Annotated in this window: 7 protein-coding genes and 9 tRNA genes; 15 read left to right on the forward strand and 1 reads right to left on the reverse strand. The window is 35.6% G+C overall.

Annotated elements, in window-relative coordinates; genetic code table 11:
* The first annotated feature begins 186 nt into the window (after nucleotides 1–186).
* On the forward strand, nucleotides 187–732 hold the full coding sequence (locus PSA_RS08265; protein ID WP_042149742.1) for a YkvA family protein: 546 nt from the start codon (nucleotides 187–189) through the stop codon (nucleotides 730–732).
* Between the two features lie 78 nt (nucleotides 733–810).
* Here the strand turns inward: PSA_RS08265 and PSA_RS08270 are convergent, their stop codons facing one another.
* Complete coding sequence (locus PSA_RS08270) at nucleotides 811–3,516, reverse strand: hybrid sensor histidine kinase/response regulator (protein ID WP_042149739.1); 2,706 nt, start codon at nucleotides 3,514–3,516, stop codon at nucleotides 811–813.
* A gap of 256 nt (nucleotides 3,517–3,772) precedes the next feature.
* Here PSA_RS08270 and PSA_RS08275 point away from each other — a divergent pair.
* The 14 genes from PSA_RS08275 (at nucleotide 3,773) to PSA_RS08340 (ending at nucleotide 15,372) form a co-directional block, all read left to right on the forward strand.
* A tRNA-Phe gene (locus PSA_RS08275) sits at nucleotides 3,773–3,848 on the forward strand.
* 39 nt (nucleotides 3,849–3,887) lie between these two features.
* Nucleotides 3,888–3,963, forward strand: a tRNA-Thr gene (locus PSA_RS08280).
* 58 nt (nucleotides 3,964–4,021) lie between these two features.
* Nucleotides 4,022–4,097: transfer RNA gene (locus PSA_RS08285), tRNA-Phe, on the forward strand.
* 42 nt (nucleotides 4,098–4,139) lie between these two features.
* A tRNA-Thr gene (locus tag PSA_RS08290) sits at nucleotides 4,140–4,215 on the forward strand.
* A gap of 211 nt (nucleotides 4,216–4,426) precedes the next feature.
* A tRNA-Phe gene (locus tag PSA_RS08295) sits at nucleotides 4,427–4,502 on the forward strand.
* Nucleotides 4,503–4,541: 39 nt separating this feature from the next.
* A tRNA-Thr gene (locus PSA_RS08300) sits at nucleotides 4,542–4,617 on the forward strand.
* Between the two features lie 435 nt (nucleotides 4,618–5,052).
* Nucleotides 5,053–5,128, forward strand: a tRNA-Phe gene (locus tag PSA_RS08305).
* Nucleotides 5,129–5,177: 49 nt separating this feature from the next.
* Nucleotides 5,178–5,253 (forward strand) — tRNA-Thr (locus PSA_RS08310).
* 115 nt (nucleotides 5,254–5,368) lie between these two features.
* Nucleotides 5,369–5,444: transfer RNA gene (locus tag PSA_RS08315), tRNA-Phe, on the forward strand.
* A 350-nt stretch (nucleotides 5,445–5,794) separates the two neighbouring features.
* Nucleotides 5,795–6,088, forward strand: coding sequence for a hypothetical protein (locus tag PSA_RS08320; protein ID WP_042153030.1), 294 nt, complete (start codon nucleotides 5,795–5,797; stop codon nucleotides 6,086–6,088).
* Between the two features lie 467 nt (nucleotides 6,089–6,555).
* Entirely contained in the window at nucleotides 6,556–7,953 is a 1,398-nt protein-coding gene (locus tag PSA_RS08325) for an efflux transporter outer membrane subunit (RefSeq protein ID WP_042153033.1), read from the forward strand.
* Between the two features lie 3 nt (nucleotides 7,954–7,956).
* Entirely contained in the window at nucleotides 7,957–9,159 is a 1,203-nt protein-coding gene (locus PSA_RS08330; protein ID WP_042153036.1) for an efflux RND transporter periplasmic adaptor subunit, read from the forward strand.
* Nucleotides 9,156–12,263 carry an efflux RND transporter permease subunit gene (locus tag PSA_RS08335; protein WP_042153039.1) on the forward strand — a complete coding sequence of 1,036 codons (3,108 nt, stop codon included), beginning with the start codon at nucleotides 9,156–9,158 and terminating at the stop codon, nucleotides 12,261–12,263. Before PSA_RS08330 ends, PSA_RS08335 begins: the two co-directional genes overlap by 4 nt.
* Nucleotides 12,264–12,645: 382 nt before the next feature.
* Entirely contained in the window at nucleotides 12,646–15,372 is a 2,727-nt protein-coding gene (locus PSA_RS08340; protein ID WP_042153042.1) for a TonB-dependent receptor domain-containing protein, read from the forward strand.
* The last annotated feature ends 124 nt before the right edge of the window (nucleotides 15,373–15,496 follow it).

Raw genomic sequence — 15,496 nt, forward strand, 5'->3', positions numbered from 1 at the left:
ACCAAGTTATCTCGCTTTGATCACAGCTTATAGGTGACAACAGTTTAATGGAACAGAGCCAAAAAAATTAATGATTGATTACTTATGTTAAAAAAGCTTTAATAAAACAAAACTAAAATGGTGTTTTTATACTGCTTAGTTTATTTACTTAGAAATAATAAAGATGGATTTTAAGGAGTTGTATTTATGTCTGTAGACATTACATTTAACCTTCAAGACAGTGATTTAGAATATTTTCGCGATGTTATGCGTAAAGCTCAGTCTGGGGTAGGTAATTTAGATGAAAAAGATATCTTAAATAATGTTCGTGCTTTATCGAGAGAAATAAAAACAGATGTACCGGAGTTTGTGTCATCTAGATTAAAGCAGTTAGAAACATTAGTTGCAATGATCGAAGATATAGAATGGAACATTCCAGCTGAAGAACGCAAAGATGTAATTAGTGCACTTGCTTACTTTAGTGAGCCAGAAGATTTAATTCCTGACCATATTCCCGTATTAGGCTTTTTAGATGACGCAATTATGATTGAGTTAGTTGTTGCTGAACTAAAAGATGATATGGAAGCCTTTGTGGAATTTTGTGAATATCGCTCTCGTGAAGAGGTTCGTAAAGATCCTGATACCATTACACGTGAAGAGTGGTTAGAATCAAAGCGTAAAGAGTTACACGGTAGAATGCGTTCTCGTCGCAAGGGTAGAGGCGGTCGAGGATTCTCATTTAGAGTGTTTTAGTTATTGATTAAGACAAGTATTAAATATTAAAAAAGGTGAACTGAGTTCACCTTTTCTAATATTAAAACTGAATTTTAATTAGTTTAACCTTTGATTTATAAACTCTTTAACTTCAAAATAGTGTTGCTCAAGTTGATCAAATATATGCTCTATTGTATGGGCATCACATGATTTATTATCTACAATACCTTCTAATTTTTCAGCTGTTTCAGATAGAATATAGGCACCTATACTTTTAGCTGTAGATTTTAATTGGTGTGCATTGTCCATGATGCTCTCCTGATCTTCAAGTGTGACAGCAAGCTTTAAATCAGTCATTAGCTTTGAGCCGTGTTCTAGAAACATATTTAAAAAATAAGCATGTTGAGTTGTATCAGGTCCAATATAATCAGCTAAAGCTTGCTCATTTAATGTTGGCGATATTGTTTTTGTAGGCGTTCTAGGCAGCCATTTATTTAATGTTGTTTCTAATAAATTAAGCTCGACAGGTTTAGTTATGTAATCATTCATACCTTGAGATAAACATTTATCTCGCTCGTCTTTGAGTGCATTTGCTGTAATTGCAATAATAATGCTCTCTTTTTTCATATCGGTTCTACTTGGCCCAAGCTCTCTAATTTTTTTAGCTAAATCGTAACCTGACATTTTTGGCATATGTAAATCAGTCAATACCAAAGAGTAATTACTAGATTGCCACATTTTCAAGCCTTCTTGACCATCAGAGGCAATTTCAACGCCATAGCCAAGTAAATGTAGCTGGTCGCATATCACCTGTTGGTTCATCATATTATCTTCAACCAATAAAATGAGTTGGTTGTTTTTTCGCGCCTGCTCTATAGAAGGGTATTGATTGAGAGATTTTGCCATTTTGATATTTTTTGCTTGATGTAATCCAGCGGCAATAAATAATGAATTAAAAAAGCTCTCTTTACATAGCGGTGCAGCATTAAGGTAAAATATATTTTTAAATGAAAGTTTAGCTTCACTGAGTTCACTTAAAACAATCACTTGTTGATTGTTTTCCTCTAAAGAGCCACTTAGCCTTCTAAGTGCTTGATTAACTGTTGGCATAGCGTTAATACCATCTAACAACCAAATTAAATTTTTTGTTTTATGCCAAGGTAGCTCATTTTTTAAATCATCTAAATAAATAACTTCAGCATTTAAGAATTTCAAATAGTTATTGATATATTCACTTTGTTTATTGTTTTGGCTAAAAAGTACAATTTTTTTGCCTTTAAGTCGGCCTTTATCTTTTACAACACTGGTTTCATCTATTGAAAATGGCAAAGTAACGATAAACTCACTACCAAAGCCTAAGTCGCTGTTTACTTTTATGTCACCGTACATCAATTCAATGAGGCTTTTACAGATAGATAAACCTAATCCGGTACCGCCATATTCACGGGTAATGCTTATTTCAGCTTGATTAAATGGTAAGAATATTTTGGCCAGTTGCATTTTATTCATGCCTTTACCATTATCAGAAATTTTAAACTCTACTGTATGGTGATCATCGCTTTTATTGACTAAAGAAACTTGAATGCAAATTAAGCCTTGTTGTGTATCGGTTGATTTTGTAAATTTAATGGCATTACTGCATAAATTATAAATCACTTGGCGCACTCTAACGATATCGCCTGTTACCGAGTCTGGGATATTAGGGTCAATATAAAGGTCTAATTCTAGGTTGTTTTTATGAGCAACAGATGAAAGCACTTTGGCTACTTCTTCAGTTATTTTAATAATCGAAAAACTTTTATTTTCTATCTTTAATTTACCCGCTTCAATTTTAGAGAAATCAAGAATATCGTCTAAGATCCCTAATAATGAAAATGCTGAATCACGGATGATGCTGCTCAATCTATGTTGCGCGCCCGTTAAGTCGGTATGACGTAATAAATCAATGGTTCCTATTACACCATTCATAGGTGTACGGATCTCGTGGCTCATAGTCGCTAAAAAAGTTGATTTGGATTCATTTGAAAGCTCAGCTGACTTAATCGCCTTTTCTAACGCCTCAGTTCGTGATGCAACTTGAATTTCAAGGTTAGTATGTAAAGCTTGTAAATCAAGTTCAATTTGAGCATGAGACTCTTCTTGAGTACGTAATTTATTAAGTAGTTGATTAATTAAAATTGAAATTTGTTTTAAACCTAAACCAATATTTGTAGATACTGAAAGTTTAAAGTCTTGCTTTTGAGTGATTAAACTAATTTCATTTTCAAGTTGCTGTGTACTGTTTTTTATTTTTTTACTTAAATATTTAGGAAATATAAATAATAGAATAAAAGCAAATAAAATACTCGCAGCAAGCATGATATAAAAAAGCGTACTATCTATTTTTTTATTCACCTTTTGCACTATAACCAAGCTACCTATGACAGCGTCATTTTTCTTTATAATGTGATGTAAATACATCTGATGATTTTTTTCAATTGTCTGATTTTTTAAAATACCTTCAACATTAACTTCAGAAGTTTTACTAATTAACTCAAGAGAATCTGTTTTTGTTTTTTTGTATAAATAGAAATCAAGCTTAGGATTAATCGCGTTAGCTGAAAATAAAATTTGAATAGCAGTGTTATAACCAAAGCGGGTGAGCGCATCAGCAAGTGGGTTATCGATTTTATTGGCAATACCTTTTAGATGAACTTCAGAAAAATGACTATTTTCTTTAGGAATTAAATATGTTGTATATGTAGAAGAAAGAACAAAAAGAAATAAAAGAATAAAATATATAAGATGCATCATTTTTTTTGCTGGAAATGTAGCTGCATTCATATCGGAGGCATTCCTTTTTAATGACTAAAGTAAGTTTGTTTATTAGATTGTTAATAGTAGCATCTCATTAGATTAAAAACGACATTAAGAAAACTGTATAATTTTTTATCAAATTGATGTCTTATTGAGCTTAAAATCAGAACCTTGATTGAAAACTATGCAAACAAAAAATAGAGTAAAAAAAAAGTTGACTTAAACACCTAAAACCAGTTTAATACGCCGCACACCAAGACGGATGCAAAGTTTGTCAGGTACTGCCTCGATAGCTCAGTCGGTAGAGCAGAGGATTGAAAATCCTCGTGTCCGTGGTTCGATTCCGCGTCGAGGCACCATTTTTATACTTTTATAAAAAAGTAGTTGTGATTTAGTGTGCCGACTTAGCTCAGCTGGTAGAGCAACTGACTTGTAATCAGTAGGTCAACCGTTCGACTCGGTTAGTCGGCACCATTTATTTAAAGTTTTGGTATTTTACGGAAACTCAAAAAGTAAAAGCTTTATAGTTTTTGCCTCGATAGCTCAGTCGGTAGAGCAGAGGATTGAAAATCCTCGTGTCCGTGGTTCGATTCCGCGTCGAGGCACCATTTATTTTTTCGTTTAATTTAAACGTTAGGCAGTTTTAGTGTGCCGACTTAGCTCAGCTGGTAGAGCAACTGACTTGTAATCAGTAGGTCAACCGTTCGACTCGGTTAGTCGGCACCATTTTTTACTAAAAATGAAAATGAGGAACTGTAATCAGTAACTCATGCAGGTTATCCGTTCGACTCGGTTAGTCGGCACCATTTTTTACTAAAAATGAAAATGAGGAACTGTAATCAGTAACTCATGAAGGTTATACGTTCGATACTATTAGTCGGCAATATTTGTATTAAAGTTAAATTTATTATTACGTTTAATTAGCACAATTTAATGTGCCTCGATAGCTCAGTCGGTAGAGCAGAGGATTGAAAATCCTCGTGTCCGTGGTTCGATTCCGCGTCGAGGCACCATTTTTTTCGTTTTATTTAAACGTTAGACGGTTTTAGTGTGCCGACTTAGCTCAGCTGGTAGAGCAACTGACTTGTAATCAGTAGGTCAACCGTTCGACTCGGTTAGTCGGCACCATATATTAGTAAATATGAAAATGAGAAACTGTAATCAGTAACTCATGCAGGTTATCCGTTCGACTCGGTTAGTCGGCACCATATATTAGTAAATATGAAAATGAGAAACTGTAATCAGTAACTCATGCAGGTTATCCGTTCGACTCGGTTAGTCGGCACCATTTATTAGTAAATATGAAAATGAGAAACTGTAATCAGTAACTCATGCAGGTTATCCGTTCGACTCGGTTAGTCGGCACCATATATTAGTAAATATGAAAATGAGAAACTGTAATCAGTAACTCATGCAGGTTATCCGTTCGACTCGGTTAGTCGGCACCATATATTAGTAAATATGAAAATGAGAAACTGTAATCAGTAACTCATGCAGGTTATCCGTTCGACTCGGTTAGTCGGCACCATTTATTATTGCCTTTAGGCAAAGCACAGTTAATGTGCCTCGATAGCTCAGTCGGTAGAGCAGAGGATTGAAAATCCTCGTGTCCGTGGTTCGATTCCGCGTCGAGGCACCATTTTTTCGTTTTATTTAAACATTAAACGACTCTAGTACGATTTTAGTGTGCCGACTTAGCTCAGCTGGTAGAGCAACTGACTTGTAATCAGTAGGTCAACCGTTCGACTCGGTTAGTCGGCACCATTTATTAGTAAATATGAAATTGAGAAACTGTAATCAGTAACTCATGCAGGTTATCCGTTCGACTCGGTTAGTCGGCACCATTTATTATTACTTTTAGGCAAAGCACAGTTAATGTGCCTCGATAGCTCAGTCGGTAGAGCAGAGGATTGAAAATCCTCGTGTCCGTGGTTCGATTCCGCGTCGAGGCACCATTTATTCTTATGAATAACAAAAAACCAAGCATATGCTTGGTTTTTTAGTTTCTAACCCACCTTTTAATTATCAATTAACAATTCTTTATTTTTCTGAATTAGAATGCTTACTTAATAAATAACCCTAAAATAAACTTTTTCATTGTTTTTTTAATTGATACTTGCCATATTCTTTCACAGGATGAAATAGGGATATATTTAATATTTATGGAATATTGCTTTAAGGGTTTTTCGATAGACTCCGAGAACACTCAATTAAAAATCAATACTAATTTAGTTCAAATTGATGAAAGTACTTTTTTGCTTTTAAACTATTAATTGAAGCCTCCCCAGATGTTTGCTCTAAGCACATGTTGATCCAAGTTACTTATGAGAATAAAGAAATTACGAGTTGGTGTTTGCCTGAGCTTATTACTCAAACCCGAAATATATTTGCATTAGCAGGTTATAAAGGTCCATTAATTGAAACTGTCCATGGTAAAGGCTATAAATTAGATGATTCATTATCAAAACAACTCAATAGACTTAAAAATGAAACTGTTGAGTTTTCAAATACCATCAATAAAGAAGTTCAGTTAGCAAAAAATGGCAGTAGCCAATTTATTTTTTTGTTGCTGTATTATGTTTCTCGATTATACATTTAGCAATGAGAACTAATAATCAAACTCCTTTTTATATGTATACCTGGATTTCATCAGACGCTTTGGTGGAGGAATTGGAAAGCAATGGTAGTCAGGGATTTACAATTGAATCCGAGCGGCTTTATTCTCAAGTTTTACCTATTTTTAAAAAATCAAATAACCTCTAATTTCAACCCTAGGGGATGATTTTTAATACTGTTTTATTTTCATCCTTAATACAAACGGCCATACCAGCTTGCGCTATTGAATTTAATAGTAAGCTATCCAATTGGGTGTTTTTTTTCATATTGCCACTTTAATAAAAGTAGAGACAAGCGTTTGACCTACTTTTAATTAATGTAATTAGATCATACAAAAATTGCATTTTTTTCAGTTGATCCGCATCAATGTAAGCTTATGTAAAGTTGCTTTAGATATTTTATTGACTAGGTTTACAATAAAGTGTTGAAAATTTAAATAGGTTTTAGTATATGAGGCAGCGCCTTAAACCATTAAGTGTATTTCTAAGTTGTATTTTATTAAGTGCGTGTAACACCACAACCTATGAACTTGATGAGTCATTACGTCAATCAAATGTCCCGCAAACTTGGCAAAATAGTACCCAAGTACAAGATGTTAATAGTGGATGGTTGAGTCAAATTAGCAATGAGCAAATCCAAACATTAGTTTCAGTCGCTTTAAATAATAATTTCGCCTTAAAACAACAGGCATATTCACTTCAAATGAAAAAGCAAGAGCTTATGATTTCTGGTAGCGCTCTTTGGCCATCTTTAGATTTAGCTGTTTCAAGTAGTCGTAGAAAAAATACATTCCCAAGTGATTATACAAATAGTACTTCTGTTGATTTGAATATTAAGTATGAAATTGATTTATGGGGCAAGTTATCTGATTTAAATAAACAAGCAAATTTAGACTATTTATCTGAACAAGCTAATTATGAGCAAGCTAGGCTACAATTAGTTGCAGATGTGGTGATAGCTTGGTTTAAAGTGATTGAATCTAATCAATTAACTCAGTTATATCAACAACGCGCTGATAATACTCAGCAGAACTTGGACATCATCGAATCAGGTTATCAGCAAGGGCTAAATAGCGCATTAGATGTGTATTTATCGCGTAACGAAGTCAATAGTGAGCTTTCACGTACTGTTGAACAAAAAGCAACAAAAATAGAGGCTATTCGTTCTCTTGAATTACTTTTAGGAGATTATCCAAAAGGAGCATTAGCTATTGATGCAAGTTTGCCTTTATTAAACTCAGATATTCCAACAGGCTTACCATCAGAGCTTATTACACGTAAACCTCAGCTGATAGCCTCTTGGTATCAACTTTTAGCAACTGACGCATCATTAGCATATGCGCATAAGCAAAGGTTTCCAGTAATCAATCTAACAGCATCAATAGGTAACAGTGGTTCAGATTTATCTGATGTTGTTTCTGCATCAGCACTAGGCTGGTCATTGTTAGGTAATTTAGCCATGCCACTACTTAATGCTGGCAAGCTAGAAGCAAATGAAGAAAAAGCGCGTTTATTACTCAAGCAAAAAGAGCAAGGTTATTTAGAAACTTTACATCACGCATTTTTAGATGTTGAGAACGCAGTCACTCAAGAAAGTAGCCTAAAACAAAGGTATCAAATGATGTTAGCGGCACAGGAAAATGCCATTGCGGCACAAAGGCTATCATTTGAAAACTACCAAAGTGGTTTAGTTGATTACACTACAGTTCTTGATGCTCAAAGTCGCTCTTTTGATGCGCAAAGCACAGTGATACAAATAAAAAATCAATTAATCAGAAATCGAATTCAATTGCATATTGCGTTAGGTGGTGACTTTTCCACTGCAGAACAAAATGAAATGGCTAAATAATTTATGAATAAAATACAAAAAATACTTATCCCAGTTACTATTTTAACCCTAACGGCTATTTCGGTTGCTTTTATTAAAAGTAATCCTCCAAGTAGTCAAAGAGGAAAAGCATCACAAGCACCTCAAATGACAGTTGAGGTTCAAAGGTTAAAACCGCAAACATATCCCGTTATGATTGAAAGTTTTGGTACAGTAAAACCACAAATTCAAAGTGTATTAGTGTCTCAAGTATCGGGGCAAATCAAACAAGTACAAGATCAGTTTAGAGAAGGTGGCTTTTTTGAAAAAGGGGATGCATTAGTCACTTTAGATGATCGAGATTATTTAGCTGAGCAAAAAATAGCGCAAGCAAGTTTAATGTCAGCAAAACAAGGACTATTGGAAGAGCAAGCTAGAGTAGATCAAGCATTAGTTGATTGGAAAAGGTTAGGTAACGGTAATAAACCGTCGGCTTTAGTTTTAAGGCAGCCACAACTTGAAGCTGCAAAAGCACAAGTGTTATCAGCCCATGCACAATTAGAAAAAACAGATTTAGCATTAGAAAGAAGTCAAATTGTCGCGCCTTACGCTGGCCGCATATTAAAGAAGTACGTGGATTTAGGCCAGGTTGTATCTGCTAATACTCAGTTAGCTGATATTTATGCAACGGATGTAGTTGAAATTCGTTTGCCTATTAAAAATAAAGATCTTGGGCTAATGGTTTTTCCTGAGGAGTTTCGTAATAGTAATAAAAAAATAGATGGCACATCTGTGTCTCTTACTTCAGAGCTTGTAGGTTTGCAAACATGGCAAGGCACAGTTGTGAGAACTGAAAGTGCCATAGATACCGATTCGCAACAGCTTTATATTGTTGCGCACATTAAAAACCCTTTTGATGTCAGCCATAATCAAAAATCACCGATTAAAATTGGGCAATACTTAACAGCGAGCATCCAAGGTAAAAAAGTTAAAAATGCCATTGTTATTCCTAACAGTGCGATTTATCAAGGCAGCTATGTGTATATTGTTGATAAAGGGGTACTTAAACGTAAAGATATCACTATCAGCTGGCAAAATAGCCAAGATGCGATTATATCATCAGGCTTAAACTTTAAAGATAATCTTGTGATCACACCTTTAGGCCAAGTTAGTTCAGGAACACCAGTAAGAGTCGCAGGTCAGAAGCAAAGACAATTAGCACGTAAAAATAAAAGAGGTGAATCATGATCGCTTGGTTCGCCCGAAATCATGTAGCATCAAATCTGCTAATGGTCACGATTATATTTACTGGATTATTTAGCTTAATCACACAAATACCCTTAGAAGTATTTCCATCTATTGAAACAGATAAAATTAGTGTAAAAGTATCACTGCGAGGCTCTACGCCAGAAGATGTAGAGCAAGGAGTCGCCATTCGTATCGAAGAAGCAGTACAAGATCTAGACGGCATAGAAAAAATCTCAAGTCGTTCTTCAGAAGGCTCTGCCTCGGTAACAATCGAAGTTGAATCTGGTTATGATCCAAGAGAAATGTTGGCTGATATAAAAAGTCGAATTGATGCGATTAATACATTTCCTGTTGATGCAGAAAAGCCTGTTGTAGCCTTATCACAGAGAAAACGTGAAGTACTGTCAGTAACTGTTTCTGGCCAGTATGGTGAAAAAGAAATTAGAGAGTTTGCAGAGCAAGTACGTGATGATTTATTACGAATTCCAGGTATTACGCAATTAGAACTCAGTGGAGTGAGAGACTATGAAGTGGCAATTGAGATATCTCAAGATAAGTTAAATCAATATGGCTTGAGTATTAGTCAAGTATCTTCTGCCATTTCTAATTCAAGCGCTGATATTTCTGCGGGAAATATAAAAACCCAAGGGGGAGATGTACTTATTCGCTCAAAAGGGCAAGCTTACCGTAAAGATGAATATGCCGCTATAGCAATAAAAACACATACCGATGGTTCTATTTTAACTTTAAATGATATTGCAATAATTAGAGATGATTTTGAAGAAACACCGGTAAGAACACGTTTTAATGGTAATCAAGCTGCTTTCATTGATGTTTATCGTATTGGTCAGCAAAGTGCCATAGATGTTGCCCAAAAAGTAAAAAACTATATTGATCAACGCCAAGTAAATCTACCTTTAGGTTACGAGCTAAATTATTGGGATGATGATTCTCAAATAGTAAAAAATCGTATTTCTACTTTAACAACCAGTGCGATGCAAGGTGGCTTTTTAGTCTTAATTCTTTTGACCTTATTTTTACGACCTGCAATTGCGATTTGGGTATGTGTGGGTATTCCAGTTTCATTTATGGGCGCATTTATCGCAATGCCATTTTTTGGTATAACACTTAATATTATGAGTCTATTTGGTTTTATTTTAGTGCTCGGCATAGTGGTAGATGATGCCATTGTTACAGGTGAGAATATTTACACCCATTTAGAAAATGCAGAGTCAGGCGAATATGCCGCCATCAAAGGCACACAAGAAGTTGCCACGCCAGTGACATTTGGTATTTTAACAACGGTTGCCGCTTTTTTACCATTAGCATTTATTGAAGGTAATAGAGGTGCCTTGTTTGCACAAATTCCAGTTGTTGTTATACCTGTATTAATTTTCTCATTGATTGAATCTAAATTTGTTCTTCCTTCGCATTTAAAAAATATTAAATTACGTCACGAAAAATCTGAACCAAGTAGATTTGAGCGTTTTCAACATAAATTTGCTGATGGTTTTGAACGTGCCATTTTAAAATATTACCAACCATTATTAATTACAGCTTTAAAGCATAAGTTAGCCACACTAAGTTTATTTGCTGGTGTATTTATTATCATAGTCACTTTAATCACAAGTGGTTGGACTAAGTTTATTTTCTTCCCGCGTATTCCAAGTGAAACTGTAAGAGTTAATTTAACATTGCCTACAGGTACACCTTTTGAGGTGACAAATAAATTTGTGATTAAAATGGCTGATAAAGCCCATGACTTACAAGAAAAATATAGAGACTCCGAAACAGGTCAAAGCATAATTTTAAATATATTAGCGACAACAGGGGGTAGAGGTGGGGTATCTCATTCAGGAGGAGTCCGTTTTGAAATTATTCCGCCAGAGCAAAGAGAGTCCACAATCACCTCTAAGGAGCTTGTAAGGGAGTGGCGCAAATTAATTGGCACAGTACCAGGGGCCGAAAGTCTGACATTTAGAGCTGAGCTTGGTCGCTCTTCAGATCCAATTGATGTGCAGTTAACAGCAACATCATTAGAAACACTGAAGGAAGTAGCTGATAAAGTTAAAACCCGATTAGCAACTTATCCTACGGTTTTTGAGATTGCAGATAGCTTATCTAATGGTAAAGAAGAGCTTCAAATTGAATTAACAGATCAAGGTCGTGCGTTAGGGTTTACGCGAGTAGAAGCATCTCGCCAAGTTAGAAGTGCATTTTTTGGTGCTGAAGTACAGCGCATTCAACGCGGTAGAGATGATGTGCGTGTAATGGTACGTTTACCATTAAATGAGCGAGCATCAGTATCAGACTTAGAAAATATACTGATCACGACTCCGCGCGGGGGTAATGTGCCTTTGTCGCATATAGCAACCTTAATTCCGGGTCAAAGCCCTGCATCTATTAATCGTGTTGATAGATATAGAACAGTAAATGTAACCGCTGATGTTGAGAAAACAAATACCAATATGACGATATTACAAGCTGATCTTAAAGAGTATTTAGATGAGTTAATAATGCAATACCCAGGTGTTAACCATTCATTGGAAGGTGAAGCGAAAGAGCAAAGGGAGTCATTTGGCTCATTAGGCTGGGCGTTATTATTTGTATTCTTTATTATTTACGGTTTATTAGCTATCCCATTTAAATCATATTTACAGCCATTAATAGTGATGAGTGTGATCCCATTTGGCATGATAGGTGCTGTGATGGGCCATTGGATTATGGGCATGGAGCTAACCATAATGAGCTTACTGGGCATGTTGGCACTGGTAGGTGTGGTAGTGAATGATTCTTTAGTGTTAGTTGATTTTATCAATAAAAAGCGTGGGCAAATGGGCGAACATGCAGATAAATTAATGGACGCCGTGATGACAGCCGGTGCAGCAAGATTTAGACCTGTGATGCTAACTAGCTTAACAACATTTATTGGTTTAATGCCTCTATTATTTGAAGAGTCGACTCAAGCGCAATTTTTAATACCTATGGCAGTATCACTTGGTTTTGGTATTTTATTTGCGACTTTTATCACTTTAATATTAATACCTGTCAATTATATGTTGGTTGAAAAAGTAAAAATTGCATTTCATTCACGGGAGAATTAACAACTTCTTAATGCAAATTAAAAATAACAATAAAGCCAGGGTAATTCTAAATTATCTTGGCTTTTTTATGTTTTATCTATAATAACTTAAACCTATTAATATCCCACTAAGTCAATGATTTTAGCTTGTACCTACTTTTAATCGCTAATGGTTATAGTTTATAGCTTTAGATTATATAAAGTATGCAATGTTTATTTTTTGTTTTATTTCAGTTGATTACATATTTAAATTACTGCTTTTTGAAACTAAAACGTTCACAGATTGTAACTTAATGTTAATTTTTGTAGAAAGTATACAATATATTGTTGTATAAATACGCCCGGGAAATAACTGCGCTATCTTTTAAGCGAGAAAGTGCAATAAATAAAACAAGAGAGTTAACATGAATCGTTCAGGATTAGACAAATATAAAAGATCATTAGTAGCATTAAGCATGGGTTCCCTGCTTTCTTTTTCTGCTACTTCAACAGCTGCAGTTGAAGAGTCAGTTGAAGAAGTAGAGCGTATTTCGATAACGGGTTCGCGTATTAAGCGTACTCAGTTAGAAAGCGCATCTCCAATCGTATCTTTTTCAGCTGCAACAATGGAAAGCACTGGTTATTCAACTGTAGCTGATGTACTACGTAATTCATCACTTAATCCGTTTGGATCTTTTGGTGGCGAATCCAATAATGGTTGGGCTGCAACAGCAACTATGGCACTTAAAGGTGCTGATCCTCGTCAAACCCTTATACTAATTGATGGCGTAAGAATGTCTAAATCACCAATCGCTGGTGGTACATCTAACTTAAACTTGATCCCAAATGCGGCAATTGAGCGTATTGATGTATTAACAGATGGTGCTTCATCAGTTTATGGTTCTGATGCTGTAGCGGGTGTTATTAATATTGTGCTTAAAAAAGAATTTGATGGCATTGAATTTGGTGCTAAAAGTGAATTCCCTGATACGGTAAAAGGCGCAGACTCGCAAAACTTTACTTTTACTGGCGGCCTTTCAAGTGATAAAGGTAGCATGGTATTTTCTTGGGAGCATTATGAAAAAGATGCTATCTATATGTCTGATTTTGATTATGCAAAAGCACAATTACAAGAAGAAGGTTTAGATCCAAGTGATAGAGGTAACTGGCACGGCGTTAGTGGTACGGGCCGAACTGTAGAGCAAGCGAGCAATGGTTGGGTTAGTCAAGCGCTAAACACGCAAAATAACTGTGATGTTTACAATACTGGTAATGGTACAGGCACAATAATGGGCCCTTTTGGTACTGATAGTGTTGTATGTGGTTATGATTATACTGATTCAGCTCAGCTTACTCCTGATTACCGTCGCGATTCTTTAATGGCAAACCTTACTTACGAGCTAACCGATGATATTCAGTTATATGCTCGTGGTTTATGGATGAATTCTGTAACATTAGATGTCTCTGCAGGCGTTCCAGCTTGGTTCCCAACGGATCAAGCATTACCTGAGCGTTCAATTACTACAGAAGATGGTACTGATCTGACTTTAACAGCTATTGATGAGGGTGGTTGGTTTGGTTACCGAATGAATACATTAGGCGATCGTACTGCTGAACACAGTGATAGCACATTTGATTTTGTAATTGGTTTAGAAGGCAGCATCGGTGATGCCGTTTGGGATTTAAATACAAGCTATGCTCGTTATGATGCATTTACTTGGGGTACTAATTACACAAGTACACCAGCATTAACTGCGGCAATCGGTTCTGAAGATGCTGATGGGAATTGGTCAGGTTGGGATCCTCGTGATCCAGATTCAGTACCACCAGGATCAGTCCGTGCTAACTTTGATAAACGCCGTTTCACTGAGCAATTAGGTATAACTGGTGGTATTTCATTTGATGTTATGGAACTACCAGCTGGTACAATGTCAAGCTATGTTGGTGCATCTCATACTCGTGATACTTATTATTCATATATAGATGCACAAGCTGAAGCTGATAATGTTGGTGGTGGTAATGGCGGTAGCGGTGGTGAAGGTGCTCGTACTGTTGAATCTGCATTCTTTGAACTTGTTATCCCAGTAATTGATGATTTAGAGGTCAACTTAGCTGCACGTTATGATGACTTTAGTGACTTTGGTAGTACATTTAATCCTGCATTAAAAATGAGCTACCGTCCAATCGATTCGTTATTGCTAAGAGCATCTATAGGTACAGGTTTCCAAGCGCCACTATTAACAGATTTATACGGTTTAAAATCTCGCGGTCATTTAGAAGACGAAACTAACTATATTGCTTGTTATCAAGAAGGTATTTCAATCGAAGATTGTGATTACAAAGATAGCTATTGGGGTACGTCAGGCGGTAATGAAGATTTACAGCCGGAAGAATCTGAAAATACAAATATTGGTTTTGTTTGGGAGTTTGCTGATGGTTGGTCAACAACAGTTGATTATTGGACATTAGATGTTGATCAGCGCGTTTCAACAATTGATGAAGAATTGATTCAAATAATGCAAATTAACCTTTGGGAAACAGAAGGTCCAAATGCAGACATTTCAAGTCAATTACCTGGAGTCGCTATTTCTTATCAAGGTAGTGCGAATAATATAGATGAAATCATTAGTCCAAGAACAAATTCAGGTACACGTGAAACAGCAGGTACAGATATCACAGTTCGCGGTAATATTGAAACTTCTTCTGGTGATTTTACTGTAGATTTAAACTGGACTCATATGATGAAATTTAAAACAAGTTTCATTGATGAAAATGGAGATATTGTATTAGGTCAAGATGAGTTAGGTGCATTATTTAGACCTGAAGATCGTGTAACTCTGCAATTAGGTTGGACACTAGATTCACATAATGTTGCTTTATCATCAACTTACCTTTCTGCAATGGAAGATACAGCTGAAACTGTTGTAGATGGTGTTACAAGTGTTGAGGTTACTGATACATTGGATAGCTACTTAAGCCATAACCTTTCATACACATATTACACACCTTGGAATAGTAAAGTTTCTTTAGGTATTTTAAACCTATTGGAACAAACTCCGCCTAGATCTGAAAGTGATCCACGTAGTCCAGTACCTTCACTATATGATATTCGTGAACGTGTATTCACAGTTGGTTTCACTCAAACTTTCTAAGTTTTCTGTTTAACAAACTTTAGTCTTAGTTCTTCCCTGGATTATAGACACCCCAAGCCTAGCTTTTAGCTAGGCTTTTTTGGTTTTTATCTGTTATTAAACAATTGGTATAAGTTCTTAAAAA

Source organism: Pseudoalteromonas sp. '520P1 No. 423' (assembly GCF_001269985.1).
GTDB lineage: Bacteria > Pseudomonadota > Gammaproteobacteria > Enterobacterales > Alteromonadaceae > Pseudoalteromonas.

Bases quoted from the DNA above. Each gene is read 5' to 3' on its own strand.
- PSA_RS08335 (WP_042153039.1), top strand. From the start codon at position 9,156: ATGATCGCTTGGTTCGCCCGAAATCATGTAGCATCAAATCTGCTAATG.
- PSA_RS08320 (WP_042153030.1), top strand. From the start codon at position 5,795: ATGTTGATCCAAGTTACTTATGAGAATAAAGAAATTACGAGTTGGTGT.
- PSA_RS08265 (WP_042149742.1), top strand. From the start codon at position 187: ATGTCTGTAGACATTACATTTAACCTTCAAGACAGTGATTTAGAATAT.
- PSA_RS08270 (WP_042149739.1), bottom strand. From the start codon at position 3,516: ATGAATGCAGCTACATTTCCAGCAAAAAAAATGATGCATCTTATATAT.
- PSA_RS08325 (WP_042153033.1), top strand. From the start codon at position 6,556: ATGAGGCAGCGCCTTAAACCATTAAGTGTATTTCTAAGTTGTATTTTA.
- PSA_RS08340 (WP_042153042.1), top strand. From the start codon at position 12,646: ATGAATCGTTCAGGATTAGACAAATATAAAAGATCATTAGTAGCATTA.
- PSA_RS08330 (WP_042153036.1), top strand. From the start codon at position 7,957: ATGAATAAAATACAAAAAATACTTATCCCAGTTACTATTTTAACCCTA.